This window comes from Roseateles sp. P5_D6, assembly GCF_054049415.1.
This window is the reverse complement of record NZ_JBFUMK010000018.1, coordinates 90,679-110,201: the sequence shown is the minus strand read 5'-3', so window position 1 is coordinate 110,201 and position 19,523 is coordinate 90,679. Positions and strand designations below refer to the sequence as shown.

Annotated in this window: 19 protein-coding genes; 13 read left to right on the top strand and 6 right to left on the bottom strand. The window is 66.1% G+C overall.

Annotation, left to right across the window (positions count from 1 at the left end; genetic code table 11):
* Positions 1-18 precede the first annotated feature (18 nt).
* Positions 19-651, top strand: coding sequence for a phosphoribosylglycinamide formyltransferase (gene purN / locus ACXJKM_RS22050; RefSeq protein WP_457355158.1), 633 nt, complete (start codon positions 19-21; stop codon positions 649-651).
* Here purN and ACXJKM_RS22045 read toward each other — a convergent pair.
* Complete coding sequence (locus ACXJKM_RS22045) at positions 644-1,297, bottom strand: DUF1345 domain-containing protein (protein ID WP_056196224.1); 654 nt, start codon at positions 1,295-1,297, stop codon at positions 644-646. The genes purN and ACXJKM_RS22045 overlap by 8 nt on opposite strands.
* A 35-nt stretch (positions 1,298-1,332) precedes the next feature.
* Here ACXJKM_RS22045 and ACXJKM_RS22040 point away from each other — a divergent pair, with 35 nt between their 5' ends.
* The 3 genes from ACXJKM_RS22040 to ACXJKM_RS22030 all read left to right on the top strand — a co-directional run bounded on the left by ACXJKM_RS22040 (position 1,333) and on the right by ACXJKM_RS22030 (position 4,525).
* Complete coding sequence (locus ACXJKM_RS22040; RefSeq protein ID WP_056196227.1) at positions 1,333-2,595, top strand: RsmB/NOP family class I SAM-dependent RNA methyltransferase; 1,263 nt, start codon at positions 1,333-1,335, stop codon at positions 2,593-2,595.
* Between the two features lie 130 nt (positions 2,596-2,725).
* The gene (locus ACXJKM_RS22035) at positions 2,726-3,937 is read left to right on the top strand and encodes a DesA family fatty acid desaturase (protein ID WP_457355157.1); all 1,212 of its coding nucleotides are present in this window, start codon (positions 2,726-2,728) and stop codon (positions 3,935-3,937) included.
* A gap of 102 nt (positions 3,938-4,039) precedes the next feature.
* Positions 4,040-4,525 carry a DUF3016 domain-containing protein gene (locus tag ACXJKM_RS22030; protein WP_056196232.1) on the top strand — a complete coding sequence of 162 codons (486 nt, stop codon included), beginning with the start codon at positions 4,040-4,042 and terminating at the stop codon, positions 4,523-4,525.
* Positions 4,526-4,618: 93 nt separating this feature from the next.
* Here ACXJKM_RS22030 and rpmG read toward each other — a convergent pair whose 3' ends face one another.
* From rpmG to trxB, 3 genes are all read right to left on the bottom strand, one after another.
* Positions 4,619-4,789, bottom strand: coding sequence for a 50S ribosomal protein L33 (rpmG, locus tag ACXJKM_RS22025; protein ID WP_025564431.1), 171 nt, complete (start codon positions 4,787-4,789; stop codon positions 4,619-4,621).
* Between the two features lie 34 nt (positions 4,790-4,823).
* Positions 4,824-5,057, bottom strand: a complete 234-nt coding sequence (gene rpmB / locus ACXJKM_RS22020) for a 50S ribosomal protein L28 (protein ID WP_056196235.1) — start codon at positions 5,055-5,057, stop codon at positions 4,824-4,826.
* A 322-nt stretch (positions 5,058-5,379) separates the two neighbouring features.
* On the bottom strand, positions 5,380-6,339 hold the full coding sequence (trxB, locus tag ACXJKM_RS22015; RefSeq protein WP_056196236.1) for a thioredoxin-disulfide reductase: 960 nt from the start codon (positions 6,337-6,339) through the stop codon (positions 5,380-5,382).
* A 164-nt stretch (positions 6,340-6,503) separates the two neighbouring features.
* Here trxB and ACXJKM_RS22010 point away from each other — a divergent pair, with 164 nt between their 5' ends.
* The 5 genes from ACXJKM_RS22010 to ACXJKM_RS21990 are packed head-to-tail and all read left to right on the top strand — an operon-like array spanning position 6,504 to position 12,353.
* Positions 6,504-7,172, top strand: coding sequence for a Crp/Fnr family transcriptional regulator (locus tag ACXJKM_RS22010; protein WP_056196243.1), 669 nt, complete (start codon positions 6,504-6,506; stop codon positions 7,170-7,172).
* 16 nt (positions 7,173-7,188) lie between these two features.
* Positions 7,189-9,576 (top strand): DNA translocase FtsK, encoded by a 2,388-nt coding sequence (locus tag ACXJKM_RS22005; RefSeq protein WP_457324797.1) that lies wholly within the window; start codon positions 7,189-7,191, stop codon positions 9,574-9,576.
* Positions 9,573-10,178 carry an outer membrane lipoprotein chaperone LolA gene (gene lolA, locus ACXJKM_RS22000; protein WP_056196247.1) on the top strand — a complete coding sequence of 202 codons (606 nt, stop codon included), beginning with the start codon at positions 9,573-9,575 and terminating at the stop codon, positions 10,176-10,178. Before ACXJKM_RS22005 ends, lolA begins: the two co-directional genes overlap by 4 nt.
* 2 nt (positions 10,179-10,180) lie before the next feature.
* Entirely contained in the window at positions 10,181-11,470 is a 1,290-nt protein-coding gene (locus ACXJKM_RS21995; RefSeq protein ID WP_457355166.1) for a replication-associated recombination protein A, read from the top strand.
* The gene (locus ACXJKM_RS21990) at positions 11,454-12,353 is read left to right on the top strand and encodes an amino acid ABC transporter substrate-binding protein (RefSeq protein ID WP_457355156.1); all 900 of its coding nucleotides are present in this window, start codon (positions 11,454-11,456) and stop codon (positions 12,351-12,353) included. Before ACXJKM_RS21995 ends, ACXJKM_RS21990 begins: the two co-directional genes overlap by 17 nt.
* Here ACXJKM_RS21990 and ACXJKM_RS21985 read toward each other — a convergent pair.
* Positions 12,350-13,690, bottom strand: a complete 1,341-nt coding sequence (locus tag ACXJKM_RS21985) for a sigma-54-dependent transcriptional regulator (protein ID WP_457355155.1) — start codon at positions 13,688-13,690, stop codon at positions 12,350-12,352. The two genes, ACXJKM_RS21990 and ACXJKM_RS21985, sit on opposite strands and share 4 nt — an antisense overlap.
* Positions 13,683-15,569 carry a sensor histidine kinase gene (locus tag ACXJKM_RS21980; protein WP_457355154.1) on the bottom strand — a complete coding sequence of 629 codons (1,887 nt, stop codon included), beginning with the start codon at positions 15,567-15,569 and terminating at the stop codon, positions 13,683-13,685. The genes ACXJKM_RS21985 and ACXJKM_RS21980 overlap by 8 nt, the downstream gene beginning before the upstream one ends.
* A 297-nt stretch (positions 15,570-15,866) precedes the next feature.
* Between ACXJKM_RS21980 and ACXJKM_RS21975 the strand changes: the two genes are divergently transcribed.
* From ACXJKM_RS21975 to ACXJKM_RS21960, 4 genes are all read left to right on the top strand, one after another.
* Positions 15,867-16,790, top strand: a complete 924-nt coding sequence (locus tag ACXJKM_RS21975) for a branched-chain amino acid ABC transporter permease (RefSeq protein WP_056196256.1) — start codon at positions 15,867-15,869, stop codon at positions 16,788-16,790.
* Between the two features lie 13 nt (positions 16,791-16,803).
* Positions 16,804-17,886: a branched-chain amino acid ABC transporter permease gene (locus ACXJKM_RS21970; protein WP_457355153.1), complete on the top strand. Its 1,083-nt coding sequence runs from the start codon at positions 16,804-16,806 to the stop codon at positions 17,884-17,886.
* 14 nt (positions 17,887-17,900) lie between these two features.
* Entirely contained in the window at positions 17,901-18,686 is a 786-nt protein-coding gene (locus tag ACXJKM_RS21965) for an ABC transporter ATP-binding protein (protein WP_457355152.1), read from the top strand.
* Between the two features lie 115 nt (positions 18,687-18,801).
* A complete protein-coding gene (locus ACXJKM_RS21960) occupies positions 18,802-19,515 on the top strand; it encodes an ABC transporter ATP-binding protein (RefSeq protein ID WP_457323587.1) in 714 nt (237 codons plus the stop codon).
* Positions 19,516-19,523: the final 8 nt, after the last annotated feature.

Below are 19,523 nucleotides of genomic sequence, written 5' to 3'. Positions count from 1 at the left end.
CCCCTAAACTGCCGCCCCATGAAGAGGTTGGTGATTCTGATTTCGGGGCGGGGCTCCAACATGGAGGCCATCGTGAAGGCCTGCCAAGCCGAGGGCTGGCCCGCCGAGGTGGCCGCCGTCATCAGCAACCGGCCCGATGCGGGCGGCCTGCAGTTCGCGGTTGAGCATGGCATTGCGACCGCCGTCGTCGACCACAAGGCCTATGCCAGCCGTGAGGGCTTCGATGCCGAGCTGGCCCGCGTCATTGACAGCTTCGTGCCTGACCTCGTCGTGCTTGCCGGTTTCATGCGTATCCTGACGCCCGGCTTCACGGCGCGCTATGCCCGCCGCATGCTCAACATCCACCCGTCGCTGCTGCCGGCCTTCACCGGGCTGCACACCCATGAGCGAGCGCTGGAGATGGGCTGCAAGGTCGCCGGCGTGACGGTGCATTTCGTCACCGCCGAGCTGGACCATGGCGCCATCGTCATGCAGGCGGTCGTGCCGGTGCTGCCTGGCGACGACGCGAAGACGCTGTCGGCCCGCGTGCTGACGGCCGAGCACCGCATCTATCCGCAGTCGGTGCGCTGGTTTGTCGAAGGTGCGTTGGTGTGGGATGGTGAGCGCGTCACTCACCGCGACGGTGCGGCTCAGCAGTTGCTGCTCAGCTGATCAGCCCGGCGAGGATATTGACGGTCAACGCCAGCACGCCGGTGTTGAAGACGAAGGCCAGCAGGCCTTGAACCAGCACGAGGCGGCGCATGGCGCGCGAGCTGACGCTGACGTCCGAGGTCTGCGACGTGGCCGCCACGGTGATCGAGAAGTACAGGAAGTCGCCGTAGTCGGGCGGTCCTTCGTCGTCGCCCGGGAACTCCAACCCGTGCGCGGCCTTGCCCCCGCCGTGGTACAGGCTCGCGTAGGCGATGCCGAATTCCACCGGCAGCAGCAGCCAGGAGCTGCAGACCGTGGCAATGGCGAAGGCGAGCGTCAAACCGTTGGCGGTATGGGCTTGCTTGGCCGAACCCAGTTCCAGCGCAATGGCGCCAAAGCTGGCCAGCGCCCCGCCAACGGCCAGCAGCAGCATGACGGGCAGGCCTTCGGTCAGCTGGCTGGCGCGCTGCTGCACATTCACCGAGCCCGCGCGGCCCAGCATCATCCAAAGCGCCAGCGGCAGATAGATCCACAGCGTGAAGTCCCACCCCAGCAGCAGGCGCGTGGTCAGCGGCACAGCGCCTGGCCACAACGCAGCCAGCGTGCTGCCGATCAGGATGGACAACAGCAGCCGGGGGCGCAGGCGCAGCTGGGTCCAGAGATTCATGCGGCAAGGAGCAGGGCGCTTGGGATAATGGGGCGATGCATCCTAATGCCCTCCTGGAGCTGAGCGCCGAGCTGATTGCCGTCGTGAACCAGCTCGAAGCCCCGGCCGACTCCACCGTCTCCGCCTTCTTCCGACAACACAAGAACCTCGGCCAGCGCGAGCGCGCCTGCCTCGCCGAGACGGTCTACGCGCTGTTGCGCGAGCGAATCAAGTTCCAGAACCTGGCCCAGAGCGGCAGCGGCTCCATGCACCGCCGCCTGGCCATGTTGGCCTGGCGCGGCAATGCCGCTTTCCTGCGTGGGGCCCTCAGCCCGCAGGAGCAGCATTGGCTGGAGCAGGTCCAGGCCATCGACCCGATGAGCCTGGCGTCCAAGATGCGCCACAACATGCCCGAATGGCTGGCCGAGCCGCTGCTGGCCCGGCTGGGCGAGGAAGAGTTCTGGAAGCTCGCCACCTCACTGAACGAGGCTGCGCCGCTGGACCTGCGGGTCAACGCTCTCAAGTTCAAGCGCGAGGAGGCCCAGGAGCAACTCAAGGCCGCCGGCATTGACGCCGTGCCCACGCCGTATTCACCGCTGGGCCTGCGCATCGATGGCAAGCCGGCGCTGCAAAAGCTGGAGCTGTTCACCAGCGGTGGCATCGAGGTACAGGACGAAGGCAGCCAGTTGCTGGCCCTGCTGCTGGCGCCCAAGCGTGGCGAGATGGTGGTGGACTTCTGCGCCGGCGCCGGCGGCAAGACCCTGGCCCTGGGCGCAGCCATGCGCAACACAGGTCGGCTCTATGCCTTCGACACCTCCGGCCACCGGTTGACGGCGATGAAGCCGCGCCTGGCGCGCAGCGGCCTGTCCAACGTCTATCCGGCCCAGATTGCCCATGAGCGCGACGACCGCATCAAGCGCCTGGCCGGCAAGATCGACCGCGTGCTGGTCGACGCGCCCTGTTCCGGCCTGGGCACGCTGCGCCGCAACCCCGACCTGAAATGGCGCCAGTCGCCCCAGGGAGTGGCTGAACTGCAGGCCAAGCAGCGCGCCATCCTGGCCAGCGCCGCCCGCCTGGTGAAGCCGGGAGGCCGGCTGGTTTATGCGACCTGCAGCCTGCTGGATGCCGAGAACGAGGTCATCGCGGCCGAGTTTGCCGCCGCCCATCCCGACTTCAAGCCGCTCGCCGCGGGAGAGGCGCTTGCCAAGGCCCAGGTTGAACGCTCCGATGAAGTCGTGGAAAACGGCGCACTCCGGTTGTGGCCTCACCGACACGCCACAGACGGGTTTTTTGCTGTCGCATGGGAAAGGTCGGCCTGACGCAGGTCAAAGAACGCGTCGATTCGCACGTCACCGCCTGAATACGGTGCGCCAAACCCCTTGAATTTGGGGGCTCTCCTCTACAATTGACATTCCTTTGCATGGCCGCTGTGGCCGAGGTCTTGGACGCATGAACGACATCCTGAACGCGCTGATGAACTGGCTGGCCGATGGCCTGTTGGGTTTCAGCGCCTGGCAATTAGTGATCTTTACGCTGGTTGTGACCCACATCACGATCGCTTCGGTCACGATCTTCCTGCATCGCGCACAGGCTCACCGCTCGCTGGATCTCGGTCCCATCCCGTCGCATTTCTTCCGCTTCTGGCTCTGGCTGACGACGGGCATGGTCACCCGCGAATGGGTTGCCATCCACCGCAAGCACCACGCCAAGTGCGAAACCGAGGAAGACCCCCACAGCCCGCAGACCCGCGGCCTGAAGAAGGTGCTGGCCGAAGGCGCTGAGCTGTACCGCACCGAGGCCAAGAATGCCGAGACGATTGCCAAGTACAGCCGCGGCACGCCCGAGGACTGGATCGAGCGCAACCTGTACACCAAGTACAGCTGGCAGGGCGTCGCGCTGCTGCTGATCGTCAACATGGCGCTGTTCGGTGCCATTGGCGCCACCATCTGGGCCATCCAGATGATCTGGATTCCAATCTGGGCTGCCGGCGTCATCAATGGCATCGGCCACTACTGGGGTTATCGCAATTTCGAAGCACCCGACGCGTCGACCAATCTGACGCCTTGGACGCTGATCGTTGGCGGCGAAGAACTGCACAACAATCACCACACCTACCCGACGTCCGCCAAGTTCTCGGTCAAGCCCTACGAGTTCGACATTGGCTGGATGTATATCCGTGGCCTGGAAATGCTGGGCATGGCCAAGGTCCGCAAGACGGCACCCAAGTTGAGCCTGGGTGAAATCAAGCCGGCCGACGCGCGCACGCTCGAGGCACTGATCGCCAATCGCTACGAAGTCATGGCCAGCTATGCCCGTGACCTGAAAGCGGCCTGCGCCGCCGAGTTGGCCAAAATCAAGGCCGAGGGCGGCAAGCACAGCGCGCGGTTTGAGGAGTTCAAGCAGGCCCAACGCTGGCTGCACCGCGACGAGGAGCGCATCCCGGTCGCCGTGCACGGCGACCTCGCGAATGCCCGCGCTGCCAGCCCGGTCATCGACAAGCTGGTGACCATGCGCGAGGAACTGCGCCAGATGTGGACGCGCACGAATGTGTCGGCCGAGCAACTCGTCGCCGACTTGCAGGCCTGGTGCCGCCGCGCCGAGGAGAGCGGTATTGCCGAACTGCAGGCTTTCTCGATGCGCTTGCGCGCTGCTCACGCCTGAGCTTTGGTTTCCTGAAGTAAAGGGCGCCCCGTCGGGCGCCCTTTTTCTTGGGCTGGCCTAGACTTGACGTATGCAGTCGCTGATTTGCTTAGGAGGCTTGCCATGAAATACCGCTGGATTGCCGTTGCCCTGTTCGCCCTGGCCGCCACCGCGCGCGCCGATGTGCAGGTGAATTTCATCGGTTCCGAGAAGTTCTCGGACATCAAGGACAACAACGGCTTCCGCCAGCCCGAGGTGCTGAAGGACATCGAAGCCTATCTTGTCGAGCAGGTCGGCAAGCGCCTTCCGGGCCGGGATGTGCGGATCAACGTGACCGACGTGGATCTGGCCGGCGAGGTCGAGCCGTTCGGCCGCCGCATGCAATGGCTGCGCGTCATGCGCACCGTCACACTGCCGTCCATCGCCTTCAACTACGAAGTACGAGAGGGCGAAAAGGTCGTCCGGCAGGGCGAGGTCAAGCTGCGTGACATGAACTACCAGGACGGCTTCAATGGCTATTCAAGTGGGGACACGCTGCGCTATGAAAAGCGCATGCTTGATCGCTGGTTCAAGCAAGAGTTTGGCGCCACAGTGACCGCGGCGCGCTGACGCCGCCTCGTCAGAAACGCAAAAACCCGCCAGCGTTGCCGCTTGGCGGGTTTTGTTTTGCTTGCGTGCGTTGGCGGCTCGCGCCGCCATTCATCACTTCAGCTTGATTTCCTTGTACAGGACGTGCTTGCGCGCCTTGGGGTCGAATTTCATGAATTCGAGCTTTTCGGGCGTGGTCTTCTTGTTCTTGTTCGTCGTGTAAAAGTGGCCGGTGCCCGCAGTGGACTCCAGCTTGATCTTTTCGCGGCCGCCTTTGGATGCCATGGTCGTATTCCTTCAGTAGGTCAGTGAGCGACGATCAGAGCGCGCCCTTGGCGCGCAGATCGGCGACGACTTGGTCAATGCCGACCTTGTCGATCAAACGCAGAGCGGCATTCGTGATGCGCAGGCGAATCCAGCGATTTTCCGATTCCACCCAGAAACGGCGGTATTGCAGGTTCGGCAGGAACCGACGCTTGGTTTTGTTGTTGGCGTGGGAAACGTTGTTCCCGACCATGGGCTTCTTGCCCGTGACTTGACAGACGCGTGCCATGACGCTTCTCCGGTTTGACTTCTTTGACCAGCCGCCCGAACTTTTCGAGCGGCCCTTTGACCGCATATGCCTGCTAATCCTCAGGCGAAATTCTTTCGAATCAACGCTTTGGATGCGGTCCATCCAGCAGGCAAGCCCGCGAGTGTAGCGGAAAACCCGCGGGCCAGGAAGGCCGTGCTACGCCTTCCGGGCCGAGCGCTGGGCCGCTCCCGAGCCGGCCCGTCGGGCGATGTGCTCGCGGCTCGATGCCGAGAGCATCGCAGTCCCCTCGGGGGACCGGCTGGACCCGCCCGCGTTCAGTGGGGCGAGACCGGACGAGGGGTCAACCGTTTTCCTGGTCCAGGAAGCGCTGGGCGTCCAGCGCGGCCATGCAACCCGTGCCGGCGCTGGTGATGGCCTGGCGGTAGATGTGATCCTGCACGTCACCGGCCGCGAAGACGCCCGGCACGCTGGTCATCGTCGCAAAGCCGTTCAGGCCGCTCTTGGTGATGATGTAGCCGTCTTTCATCTCCAGCTGGCCCTTGAAGATGTCGGTGTTGGGCTGGTGGCCGATGGCGATGAAGCAGCCGTGCAGCTTGATTTCCGATTTGCTGTCGTCCAGCGTGCTGCGGATGCGCACACCGGTCACGCCCGAGGCATCGCCCAGCACCTCGTCGAGCTGCTGGAAGAAATGCAGCACGATCTTGCCGGCGTCGGCCTTCTCCTTGAGCTTGTCGATGAGGATGGGTTCGGCGCGGAACTTGTCGCGGCGATGGATCAGGTGCACCGTGCTGGCGATGTTCGACAGATACAGCGCCTCTTCGACGGCCGTGTTGCCGCCGCCGACGACGCAGACTTCCTGGCCGCGGTAGAAAAAGCCGTCGCAGGTCGCGCAACCACTGACCCCGCGGCCCATGAAGGCCTGTTCGGAGTCCAAGCCGAGGTATTTTGCAGAGGCGCCGGTCGCGATGATCAGCGCGTCGCAGGTGTAGGTGCCGCTGTCGCCAGTCAGCGTGAAGGGGCGCTTGGAGAAGTCGACCGCATTGATGTGGTCAAAGACGATCTGGGTCTGGAAGCGCTCGGCATGCTGCTGGAAGCGCTGCATCAGCTCGGGGCCCTGCACGCCCATCACGTCGGCCGGCCAGTTGTCGACCTCCGTCGTGGTCATGAGTTGACCCCCTTGGGCCATGCCCGTGATCAGCGTAGGCTTGAGATTAGCGCGTGCAGCGTAGATGGCGGCGGTGTAGCCGGCGGGGCCGGAACCGAGGATAAGCAGGCCGTGGTGTTGGGTCGTAGCGGTCATGGCAGGGAAGGTGAGGGCGGGTTAACGGCTCGCAAGGTAGTCTTAGGGGTGAAAACCCCGGCCTTACCCGATGCGGAGAAGCCTGCCGCGTGTGCACAATGCACGCCATTTTAGGCAGGCGCATTTCTTGCCGCTTGCCTGGGGCCCAAACCTGGAGACTGCATATGGCGATGATTTCCAACCTCGACCTGATCCGCCGTGTTCCGCTGTTCTCGATGCTGACCACCGATCAGGCCCAATCCATCGCCGACAGCGTCGTCAAGCGCCGCTTCAAGCGCGGCGAACTGATCGTCGAGCAGGGCACCAAGTCCAACGCCCTCTTCATCCTGCTCAACGGCCGTGCCCGCGTGCTGACGGCCGACCACCGCGGCCGCGAGGTCATTCTGGCCGTGCTGCAGTCGGGCGACTACGTGGGCGAGATGAGCCTCATCGACAACGAGCCCCACTCGGCCACGGTGCGCGCCGAGGTGCAGACCGACATGCTGGTGCTCGGCCGCCTGGAGTTCGCGCGCTGCCTGCCCGAGAGCAGCAGCCTCTCCTACGGCATCCTGCGCGGGCTGGTGGCGCGCTTGCGCAATGCCGACCGGCAGATCGAGTCGCTCGCGCTGCTGGACGTCTATGGCCGCGTGGCGCGCACGTTGCTTGACATGTCCGAGGACGAGAAGGGCATCAAGCTGATCCGCGGCAAGGTTTCGCGCCAGGACATGGCCAAGGTCGTCGGCGCCTCGCGCGAGATGGTCAGCCGGGTCATGAAGGACCTGGAAGAGCGCGGCGTCATTGAAACGCTTGAGAACGGTTCGGTGGTCATCAAGGAACGGCTGACCCACGATTGACAGCGACAATGCGGGGATGAGTTTTCCCCTCGGTTCCCTGCTGGGCGGTGACGATGCCGCCGGCGAACCCGCCGCTCCCGCCAAACCCACCCGCCGCCAGGCGCCCAAGCGCGAAGTGGCCCCGCCGTCAGCCGCCTCGCGGCTGCTGCGCACGCCGCTGTGGCTGGCGTTGACGGCCCTGCTGCTCGCGCTGCTCGTGCTGGCGATGGCGACGCACGACCTGCGCGACGCTGCCTTCAGCACCAGCGGCCAGCGAGACCTCGTCGGCAACCGCGTTGGCAGCTTTGGCGCCTGGTTATCGGACGGCCTGCTGTTCCTGTTCGGCTTTTCCGCCTGGTGGTTGCCGCTGCTGGCCCTGCGCGGCTGGCTGCGCAGCCTGGCCGGGCTGTTGCGCCATGACGTGGACCCCGTGCTGCGCTGGAGCCAGCGCGCGCGGTTCTGGGCTGGCATCGTGCTGCTCATCGGCGCGAGTTGCGCGCTGGAGTGGAGCCGCCTCTATGCCCTCGAGGCGCGCCTGCCCGGCCATGCCGGCGGCCTGGTCGGCTATGCGCTCGGGCCCCTGGGTATGAGGGGCCTGGGCTTTGCCGGCTCCGGCGTTGTCTGGATCGTGCTGCTGCTGACCGGCATGGCCTGGGCATTCCGCTTCTCCTGGGGGCATCTGGCGGAGCGCATCGGTGAGCGTATCGAGCAGTTGCGCGAGAAGCGCATCGAGCAGCGCGAGATGAAGGCCGATCAGAAGGCCGGTGAGCAGGCGGTGAAGGAGCGCGAGCAGGAGGTCGAGGTCGAGCGCCAAGCCGAACGCCAGTGGGAACAAGGTGGAGCCGACCACGCGCCGCTCGTCATCGAGGCGCCGGTCGTCGAGGTGCCCCAGTCCACGCGGGTGGCCAAGGAGCGCCAGCAGACGTTGTTCGTCGACGCCGGCGACGCCAAGCTCCCGCAAGTTGACTTGCTGGACGCCGCACCCGGCCGCCAGGAGACGGTCACGCCTGAATCGCTGGAAATGACCAGCCGCCTCATCGAGAAGAAGCTGCGCGACTTCGGCGTCGAGGTGCATGTGGTCGCCGCATCCCCCGGCCCGGTCATCACGCGCTATGAGATCGAACCGGCCACCGGTGTGAAGGGCTCGCAGATCGTCGGCCTCGCCAAGGACCTGGCGCGCTCCTTGAGCCTCGTGTCCATCCGCGTCGTCGAGACCATCCCGGGCAAGAACTACATGGCGCTGGAGCTGCCCAACGCGCGCCGCCAGACCATCCGCCTGTCCGAAATCCTCGGCTCGCAGGTCTACGCGGACGCGTCGTCCCAGCTGACCATGGGCCTGGGCAAGGACATCGTCGGCCTGCCCATCGTCGCCGACCTTGCCAAGATGCCGCATTGCCTCGTGGCCGGCACGACCGGTTCGGGCAAGTCAGTGGGCATCAACGCGATGATCCTCAGCCTGCTCTACAAGGCCGAGGCCCGTGATGTGCGCCTCATCCTCATCGACCCCAAGATGCTGGAGATGAGCGTCTACGAAGGCATCCCGCATCTGCTGGCACCGGTCGTGACGGACATGAAGCAGGCCAGCAATGCGCTGAACTGGTGCGTTGGCGAGATGGAGCGGCGCTACAAGCTCATGTCCAAGATGGGCGTGCGCAACCTCGCCGGCTACAACAAGAAGATCGACGAGGCCAAGGCCAACGGCATCAGCATTCCGAATCCGTTCGCGCTGAACAACGAAGAACCCGAACCGCTGGAGCGCCTGCCGTTCATCGTCGTCGTCATCGACGARCTGGCCGACCTGATGATGGTCGTCGGCAAGAAGATCGAGGAACTGATCGCTCGCCTGGCGCAGAAGGCGCGCGCGGCCGGCATCCACCTGATCCTGGCCACGCAGCGGCCGTCGGTGGACGTCATCACCGGCCTCATCAAGGCCAACATCCCGACCCGCCTGTCCTTCCAGGTCAGCTCCAAGATCGACAGCCGCACCATCCTCGACCAGATGGGCGCCGAGGCGCTGCTCGGCATGGGCGACATGCTCTACATGCCCTCGGGCACCGGCCTGCCCATCCGCGTGCATGGCGCCTTTGTCAGCGACGACGAGGTGCACCGCGTTGTGGAGTACATCAAGTCCCAGGGCGAACCGAATTACATCGAAGGCATTCTCGAAGGTGGCGTGCTCGACGGCATCGACGGCGAGGCGCCGGCGCCGGGCGAGGCCGGCGGTGAGCAAGACCCCATGTACGACCAGGCCGTGGCTATCGTCCTACAACATCGCAAGGCTTCCATCTCGCTGGTGCAACGCCATCTGCGCATAGGCTACAACCGCGCCGCGCGGCTGCTGGAGCAGATGGAAAACTCCGGCCTCGTTGGCGCGCTGGCATCCAACGGCAGCCGTGAACTGATCATTCCTAAACGAGACGAATGAAGAAACTCCTGCTCTCCCTGACGCTGCTCATTGCTGGCATCGCCCACGCCGATGCGGTCGATGCGCTGCGCGACTTCGGCCGCGACGTGAAGAGCGGCAAGGCCAATTTCACGCAAACGGTGACGTCGCCCGACGGCAAGCGCAAGAAGGTCTCTTCAGGCAGCTTCGAGTTCGAGCGGCCCAACCGCTTTCGCTTTGCCTATGCCAAGCCCTTCGAGCAAGTCATCGTCGCCGATGGCCACAAGGTCTGGATCTATGACGCCGACCTCAACCAGGCCAGCTCGCGCAAGTTGGCGGACGCGTTGGGCGCCACGCCGGCGGCGCTGCTCGCCGGCAGCAATCTTGAACGCGACTTCACGCTGAAGTCTCAAGCGAGCGACGGCGGCCTGGATTGGGTGCAGGCGGCGCCCAAGCAGGCCGAATCCACCATCCAATCGCTCAAGCTCGGCTTCAAGGGCAAGGAGCTGGCGGCGATGGAGATCGTCGACAGCTTCGGCCAGCGCTCGCGGCTGGACTTCAGCGCCGTGCAGGCCAATGTGCCGGTCGCGGCCGAGCGCTTCCAGTTCAAGCTGCCGGCCGGGGCCGATCTGATCGAGCAGTGAGCATCGGTTCGCTCTTCGACGCCGACCCGCCCGCGCCGCCGCTGGCCGAACGGCTGCGCCCGAAGACGCTGGACGAGGTCATCGGCCAGCGCCATCTGCTAGGCCCAGGCATGCCGCTGCGTGCGGCCTTCGAGGCGGGGCGGCTGCAGAGCATGATCCTGTGGGGCCCGCCCGGTGTCGGCAAGACGACGCTGGCGCGCCTGGTGGCCGGCGCCTTCGACGCGCAGTTCATCGCCATCTCGGCCGTGCTGGGTGGCGTGAAGGACATCCGCGAGGCGGTGGACCGCGCCCAGATCGCGGCGCAGCAAGGCCGGCGCACGGTTGTCTTCGTTGACGAGGTGCACCGCTTCAACAAGGCCCAGCAGGACGCCTTCCTGCCGCATGTCGAGTCCGGCCTGTTCACCTTCATCGGCGCGACGACCGAGAACCCCAGCTTCGAGGTCAACTCGGCGCTGCTGTCGCGCGCCCAGGTGCAGGTGCTGAAGAGCCTGGACGCGAGCGAGCTGCAGGAGCTGATCGAACGTGGCGCCAGGGAGCTCGGTGTCGAGGCGCCGACGAAGGAAGCCGCCGACCGACTGATTGGCTACGCTGACGGCGATGCGCGCCGGCTGCTGAACGCCCTGGAGTCCGCCGCGTCGCTCGCCAATGGCGCCCGCATCGACGAAGCACTGCTGGAGCGGACCCTCGGCGAACAGCTGCGCCGCTACGACAAGGGTGGCGACCAGTTCTACGACGTCATCAGCGCCCTGCACAAGTCGGTTCGTGGCAGCAATCCCGATGCGGCGCTGTACTGGTTCGTGCGCATGGTGGATGGCGGCGTCGACGCCCGCTACATCGCGCGCAGGCTGATCCGCATGGCCAGCGAGGACATCGGCCTGGCCGACCCGCGCGCGCTGCGCATCACGCTGGATGCGGCCGACACCTACGAGCGCCTGGGCACGCCCGAGGGTGAACTCGCCTTGGCCGAGGCAGTCGTCTACCTCGCCATCGCGCCCAAGTCCAATGCCGTCTACAAGGCCTTCAACGCGGTGAAGGCCTTCATCAAGCAGGACCAGACCCGCCCGGTACCCGAGCATCTGCGCAATGCGCCGACGCGGCTGATGAAGGACCTGGGCTATGGCAAGGCCTATCGCTATGCCCACGACGAGCCCAATGGCTATGCGGCCGGCGAGCAATACCTGCCAGACGGGCTGGAAGGCCAGCGCTGGTACGAACCCGTGCCGCGCGGGCTGGAACTGCGCATTGCCGACAAGCTGGCTGAGCTGCGCCGCCTGGATGATGAAGCGACTTAGCGCGGCCCTGCTCGCGCTGTGCGCCTTGGCTGCACACGCGGCCGACGGGCCGACGCTCACGCGGGTGCGCGACACCGGCGTCATCGTCATCGGCTACCGGCCGGCATCCCTGCCTTTCTCCTATCTCGACGCCCAGTTGCGCCCCACCGGCTACACGGTCGAGCTCTGCGACCGCATCGTCGCTGCGGTGCGGACCAAGCTGCAGTTGCCCGACCTCGAAGTACGTCGCGTCGAAGTCGCTTCGGCCACCCGCATGCCGCTGGTCATCAACGGCACGCTGGACCTGGAATGCGGCATCACGACGCACACCGCCGAGCGGGCGCGCCAGCAGGCCTTCTCGCTGACCATCTTCATCGCCGAGACTCGGCTGATGACGCGTGCCGCCGAGCGCGTGCAGGGCCTGACCGACCTGCGCGGCTTGGCCGTAGCGTCCACCATCGGCACGACCAGCATCCAGCATCTGGCCAAGGCCAACGACCAGCAGGGCTTGGGCATCCGCATCCTCGGCGGACTGGACGACCCTGAAGGCTTCCAGCTGCTGCGCAGCGGCCGCGCCTCGGCCTTCCTGATGGACGACGTGCTGCTGCGCGCGCTGCTGGCCCAGCAGGGCCCTGGCGCGGACGACTACCGCATCTCCGACCAGGCCCTGACCGTGGAGCCTTATGCCATCGGCCTGCGCAAGAATGATCCGCAGTTCAAGGCGTTGGTGGATGAGGTGCTGCACAGCCTCTACCGCAGCGGCGAGATCCACGCGATCTACCGCCGCTGGTTCGAGTCGCCGCTGCCGTCGCAGGGGCTGAACCTGAAGCTGCCGATGAGTGCAGCCTTCCGCCGCGTCATTGCGAACCCGACCGACTCGCCGGATCCCGAGAAGTATCGCTAGCGGAAGTCGTCCAGCACGATGCCGTGCCGGTTCAGCTTGTCGTACAGCGTCTTGCGCGGCGTGCCCAGCAGCTCCATCGCGGCGGGCACCTTGCCGTGGCAGCGGCGCAAGGCCTGCTCGATCAGCGTCTTCTCGACCAGGTCCATCTGGCGCGCCAGGTTGAGCGCCGGCACGGCCTGCAGCGCGGCCTGGGGGTCAAGGTCGTCAAGCGCAAGCACGAAGCGGTCGGCCGCGTTGCGGATCTCGCGCACATTGCCCGGCCAGTCGTGGGCCATCAGCTCGCGCAGCTTCTCGGGCGTCAACTCGGGCGCGGCACGCTCGTAGCGCGCACAGGCTTGCACGACAAAGTGCTGGAACAGCAGCGGGACGTCCTCGCGGCGCTCGCGCAGCGGCGGCAGCGTCAACGTGGCGATGTTGAGTCGGTAATAAAGGTCGCTGCGGAACTCGTTCTTGGCGGCCTGCTCGCGCAGGTCCGACTTGCTGGCGGCGATGAAGCGCACGTTGATCGGCAGCTCCTCGTTGGAGCCCAGGCGCTCGATGCGTCGCTCCTGCAGCACGCGCAGCAGCTTGATCTGCAGCGCGATCGGCATGGTCTCGATCTCGTCCAGCAGCAGTGTGCCGCCGTTGGCATGCTCGATCTTGCCAATGCGGCGCTTGGCGGCTGACGTGAACGAGCCCGGCTCGTGGCCGAACAATTCGCTCTCGAACAGCGCCTCGGGCAGGCCGCCGCAGTTGATGGCGACGAAATGGCGGTCGCGGCGCGCGCTCTGGTCGTGCAGGCAGCGCGCCACCAGCTCCTTGCCGGTGCCGGTCTCGCCGACGATCAGCACATCTGCCGAGGTGCCGGCCAGATTCAGCACCTGGCGGCGCAGCTGCTGCATGGCCGGAGACTGTCCCAGCAGCGCGGCCTCGATGCCGCTGGCGCGCTGCAGCTGCGTGCGCAGCTCGTCGGCCGAGTGGCGCAGCGTGCGCAGGTCCAGGGCGCGGCGGGCCACGTCCAGCAGGCGCTCGGGCGCGAAGGGCTTTTCGATGAAGTCGTAGGCGCCGGCACGCATGGACTGCACGGCCATCGTCACGTCGCCGTGGGCCGTGATGAGGATGGTGGGAATGCTCGCGTCGGTGGCCTGCACATGGGCCAGCAGCGCGCGGCCATCCATGCCGGGCAGGCGCACGTCGGTGATGACGATGATGGGTGCGCCGGGCTGGATGTGGGGCAGGGCTTCCTCGGCCGTGCGGCAAGGTTGCACGGCAAAGCCCTCCAGCTCCAGCGTCTGCGTGAGGCTGACCCGCACCGGCAGGTCGTCCTCGACGAACACGACCTTGTAGCCTTCAAACATCTTTCGTCTCCGGTACTGCCGCCCAGGTTTCGACGGCAAGGTCGAACTCGAAACTCATGCCGTGCTCCAGGCGTTGGGCACGCAGCGTGCCGCCGAACTCATTCACGATCTTGGCTGAAATCACCAGGCCCAGCCCCAGGCCTTCGCCAGCGGGCTTGGTGGTGAAGAAGGGCTCGAACAGGCGCTGCAGGTCTGCCTCGCCGACACCGGCACCGCTGTCCTGCACGCGCATCAGGGCGCGGCGCCCGCCATCCTGTGCGATGACCTGCACGCGGAGTTGGCGCTCGGCCTCGTTCTGCATCGCGTCAATGGCGTTGCCGAACAGGTTGACCAGCACCTGCTCCAGCCGGTTGGCCTCTGCCCGCACGCGCAGGCCGGCGGGCACCTCGATCTCGGCCTGCACATCCAGCGCGCGGCTGCGGTGCTCCAGCAGCAGCAGGGCGTTGCGCACGCAGTCCAGCAGCGACACGGCGCCTGTGACCTGCTCATCGGCCTTGCGCGCAAAGCTCTTCAGCTGGCGCGTGATCTGACTCATGCGCTCGACCATGTCGTCCATCAGCTGCAGATTGGTCGCCACCGCGTCCTGGCGGCCGGCTTCCAGTAAGCGGATCGAGTTGCGCGCCAGCGCGCGCAAGGCGGTCAGCGGCTGGTTGACTTCGTGCGACAGCCCGGCCGACATCTGACCCAGCACGGCAAGCTTGCTGGCCTGCAGCAACTCGCCTTCGGTCTGCAGGCGCTGGGCGATCTGGGTCTTCAGCGCGTCATTGGTCTGGCGCAGCTCGGCGGTGCGGCTGTCCACCAGCTGCTCGAGCAGGGCGTGGGCCTGCTGCAGCTCGGTCTGCGCTTTGGTGAGCTGGCGCAGCGCGCGCCGGCGCGACGACAGATAGAGGACGAGCAGGCCGATGCTGGCGCCAAAGGCCGCGCCGCCCCAGGCCGCGAGCTGGGCGCGCTGGCGCACTTCGGTCAGGTCCGACAGAGCCACCAGGCGCAGGCCCAGCGGCACGATCTGGCGCTGCTGGGCCAGCATGGGTTTGGCACCGGGCAAAGGCAGGCTGACCTGCTGGCCCTGGTGCACCTCCAGCGAGGCCGGCAGGTCCAGGTTGGGGCCGATGGCCTGCGGGTAGCGCGCACTGGCCTGCAGGGCCTGGCGGCGCGACGGGTCGGCGTGGCCCAGCACGGCGTACTTCCAGGCCTGCACGGAGCTCATGATGACGACGTCCTGATCGTCAGCGATGAGGATGCGTTCGTTCTGCGAGCGCAGGCCGAGGTCGATCCACGTCGCTTCCAGTGGCGCGAGGTTGAAGCGCACGACGATGACGCCCCGGAGCGGGATCTCTCCCGCTCCCGCCGATGACACCTGGCTGGCCCCGCGCAGCGGGTGCAGCAGATAGAAGTCGGTGCTGCCCGTCGTCGGGTCGGCGGCGAAGAAGTGGGTGCGACCCTGCGCCAGCGCTTCGGTGAGTCGAGCGGGCGGCGTCAACGCCTCGCTGGCTGACAAGACCTGGCCCTTGGCGTCGGCGACGAAGATCTGGTGAGTGCCGGCGCGCACATTGACGCGGGCCAGCATCTGGCTGGCGGCGCGGCGAGTGTTCGCATCTTCGGGCGCCTGCATCAGCGCCTGCAGCGTGGGCGCGATGGCCAGCAGGCTGGGCAGGGAAGCGTGTCGGCCCAGCTCGGCAGCGAGGTTGGAGGCGTAGAGCTCCAGCCGCTCGGTGCTGAGTGCCGACAACTGCTCGCGGCCGCTGCGTTCACTGATGCGGTGCGCGAGCACGAAGCCGAGCACCATCAGCAAGCCTGTCAGGAAGAGATGGAAGCCCGGCCGGCTCAGCAGGCGGAGGAGGCGCAGCGCGCGCGGGCGAAGAGAGGCAGTCACAACCATGGCGGGGCCGTGTAGTTTGCCCATGCGATGGCGCGCACGACAGCGCCTGCAGCAGTTTTTTCGATGCTGGCGGAGAACCGCTCGCAGTCGCTGCGGTTTGTGCGGATTTCCGCCCAGTTTTTGCTGGTCGACACTCGTGAAATCTGACCAGGGTCACCCTCTGGGGACGGATCAAACGGTCGAGGGTTTCATACCGTCGGTGAATACCCTTGAAACGTCTTGATTGGCACGAGGGTTGCGATTTATCCCGGGTCGCTTGGCGCATGCTGCGCCCCAACAATTATTCCTGGAGCCCTCATGGAGACTCTGATTCAACAGATCATCAACGGCCTGGTGCTGGGGAGCATGTATGCCCTCGTCGCCCTGGGCTACACGATGGTCTACGGCATCATCAACCTCATCAATTTCGCCCACGGCGAGATCCTGATGGTGGGCGCCATGGTCAGCTGGACGCTGGTCACGCTGCTGGCGGATTCCGGCATTCCCGGCTGGCTGCTGATGCTGATCGGCCTGGCCGCCGCCATCGTCGTCTGCGCGACGTTGAACTACGCAGTCGAGAAGATCGCCTACCGGCCGCTGCGCAACGCGCCGCGCCTGGCGCCGCTGATCACCGCCATGGGCATGTCGCTGCTGCTGCAGGTGCTGGCGATGATCATCTGGAAGCCGAATCCCAAGCCCTTCCCGCTGCTGCTGCCCACCACGCCGTTCGACCTGGGCGGCCCCGTCATCACCGTCACGCAATGCCTGATCCTGGGCCTGACGGTCTGCATCCTGGCCGGCCTGATGTACCTGGTGAACTACACCAAGCTGGGCCGCGCGATGCGCGCCACCGCCGAGAACCCGCGCGTGGCCGGCTTGATGGGCGTGAAGCCCGACTTCATCATCTCCACCACCTTCGTCATCGGCGCTGCGCTCGCCGCAGTGGCCGGCCTGATGTGGGCGGCCAACTACGGCACCGTGCAGCACACCATGGGCTTCATGCCCGGGCTGAAGGCCTTCACGGCCGCGGTGCTGGGCGGCATCGGCAACCTGGCCGGCGCGGTGGTGGGCGGCGTGCTGCTCGGCCTCATCGAGGCCATCGGCGCGGGCTACCTGGGCGACCTGACCGGTGGCGTGCTGGGCAGCCACTACGCCGACATCTTCGCCTTCGTCGCCCTCATCCTCGTGCTGACGCTGCGCCCCTCGGGCCTGCTCGGCGAGCGTGTGGCCGATCGCGCCTGAAGGGAGACAAGACATGGACACCAAGAAAATCTTCACCTTCCTCGCGGCCGCCATCGGCCTGCTCGTTGTGCCGTTGTTCGCACAGCAGCTCGGCAATGGTCCGGTCCGCATCATCGACCTGGCGCTGCTCTACGTGCTGCTGGCGCTGGGGCTGAACATCGTCGTTGGCTATGCCGGCCTGCTGGACCTGGGCTACGTCGCTTTCTACGCGGTCGGCGCCTACATGTTCGCGCTGATGTCCAGCCCGCACCTGAGCGAGAACTTCGAGGCCATCCAGGCCGCGTTCCCGACGGGCCTGCATTCGCCGCTGTGGCTGGTCATCCCGGCCGGAGCGGCGCTGGCAGCCTTCTTCGGCGTGATGCTGGGGGCGCCAACGCTGAAGCTGCGCGGCGACTATCTCGCCATCGTCACGCTGGGCTTCGGCGAAATCATCCGCGTCTTCCTGAACAACCTGGAGTACCCGGTCAACATCACCAACGGCCCGCGCGGCATCGGCCAGATCGACTCCTTCCACGTCTTCGGCGTGGACCTGGGCAAGTCCTGGGAGGTGTTCGGCTTCACGCTGCCGTCGGTGACGCTGTACTACTACCTCTTCCTGGCCCTCGTGGTGGGGGGCGTGGTGGTCTGCTATCGGCTGGAGAACTCCCGCATCGGCCGCGCCTGGATGGCSATCCGYGARGACGARATCGCCGCCAAGGCCATGGGCATCAACACYCGCAACCTGAAGCTGCTGGCCTTCGGCATGGGCGCCACYTTCGGCGGCGTGTCGGGYKCSATGTTYGCSRSCTTCCAGGGYTTYGTGTCKCCCGARTCCTTCAGCCTGMWGGARTCGGTCATGATCGTCGCSATGGTKGTGCTSGGCGGCATCGGCCACATSCCCGGCGTCATCCTCGGCGCGCTGATGCTGTCGGCCCTGCCCGAGGTGCTGCGCTACGTCGCCGGCCCGCTGCAGCAGATGACTGACGGTCGCCTCGACGCCTCCATCCTGCGCCAGYTGCTGRTSGCSCTGGCCATGATCRGCRTCATGCTGRYSCGTCCGCGCGGCCTGTGGCCSGCKYCCGAGCACGGCAAGGTCGCCCCGCCTGCCGCGAAGTGAGGGAGGACACCAACATGAGCAAACACGACAACATCGTTCTCAACGTCAGCGGCGCATCCAAGCGCTTCGGCGGCGTGCAGGCCCTGTCCGACGTCGGCATCCAGATCCAACGCGGCCAGGTGTACGGCCTCATCGGCCCCAACGGCGCCGGCAAGACGACCTTCTTCAACGTCATCACGGGCCTGTACGTGCCGGACGGCGGCAGCTTCTCGCTCGGCGGCACGCCCTACACGCCGCAGGCCGTGCACCAGGTCGCCAAGGCCGGCATCGCGCGCACCTTCCAGAACATCCGCCTCTTCGCCGACATGACGGCGATCGAGAACGTCATGGTGGGCCGCCACATCCGCACCAAGTCCGGCCTGATCGGCGCGGTGTTCCGCACGCCCAAGTTCAAGGCCGAGGAGGCCGCCATCAAGGCGCGCGCCCAGGAGYTGCTSGACTATGTCGGCATCGGCAARTACGCMGACTWCAAGGCCCGCACSCTGAGCTAYGGYGACCAGCGCCGYCTGGARATYGCCCGRGCCCTGGCCACCGACCCGCARCTGATCGCGCTSGACGARCCSGCCGCSGGCATGAACGCGACCGARAARGTSSWGCTGCGCGAGCTGATCGACCGCATCCGCAASGACRRCCGCACCATCCTGCTSATCGARCACGACGTGAAGCTGGTCATGGGCCTGTGCGACCGSGTCACSGTGCTSGAYTACGGCAAGCAGATYGCCGAAGGCRCGCCCTACGACGTGCAGCGCAACGAAAAGGTGATCGAGGCCTACCTCGGCGCCGGCCACAAGAACCACTAAGGATGACCCACCCCCGTAGCGCTTCGCGCTCCCCCTCAAGGGGGCGCACCCAGTGGCCTGGCAAAGCCAGTTCCACGGGTGCCGCTTGGTCAACGCACGATTTGGAGTGATAGGTATGGCAGCAACCCTGCTCAAGGTTTCTGGCTTGAAGGTCGCCTACGGCGGCATCCAGGCCGTCAAGGGCGTCAGCTTCGAGGTGCGCGAGGGCGAACTGGTGTCGCTGATCGGCGCCAACGGCGCCGGCAAGACGACGACGCTGAAGGCCATCACCGGCCTGCAGCCGGTGGCCGCTGGCAGCGTCGAATACCTCGGCAAGCCCATCAAGGGTCAAGGCGCCTGGGACCTGGCCAAGCAGGGCCTGGTCATGGTGCCGGAGGGCCGTGGCACCTTCACGCGCATGACCATCACCGAGAACCTGCAGATGGGCGCCTACAACCGCAAGGATGGCGAGATCCAGGCCGACATGGACAAGGTCTTCGGCCTGTTCCCGCGCCTGAAGGAGCGCGCCAAGCAGCTGGCCGGCACGATGTCCGGCGGCGAGCAGCAGATGCTGGCCATGGGTCGCGCGCTGATGGCCCGCCCCAAGGTGCTGCTGCTGGACGAGCCGTCCATGGGCCTGTCGCCCATCATGGTGGACAAGATCTTCGAGGTCGTGAACGACATCCACCAGCAGGGCGTCACCATCCTGCTCGTCGAGCAGAACGCCAGCCGCGCGCTGCAACTGGCCAACCGCGGCTATGTGATGGAGTCGGGCGAGGTGACGATGGAGGGCGAGGGCCAAGCGTTGCTGAACGATCCGAAGGTGCGCGCCGCCTACCTGGGCGAATAAGYGGTTCC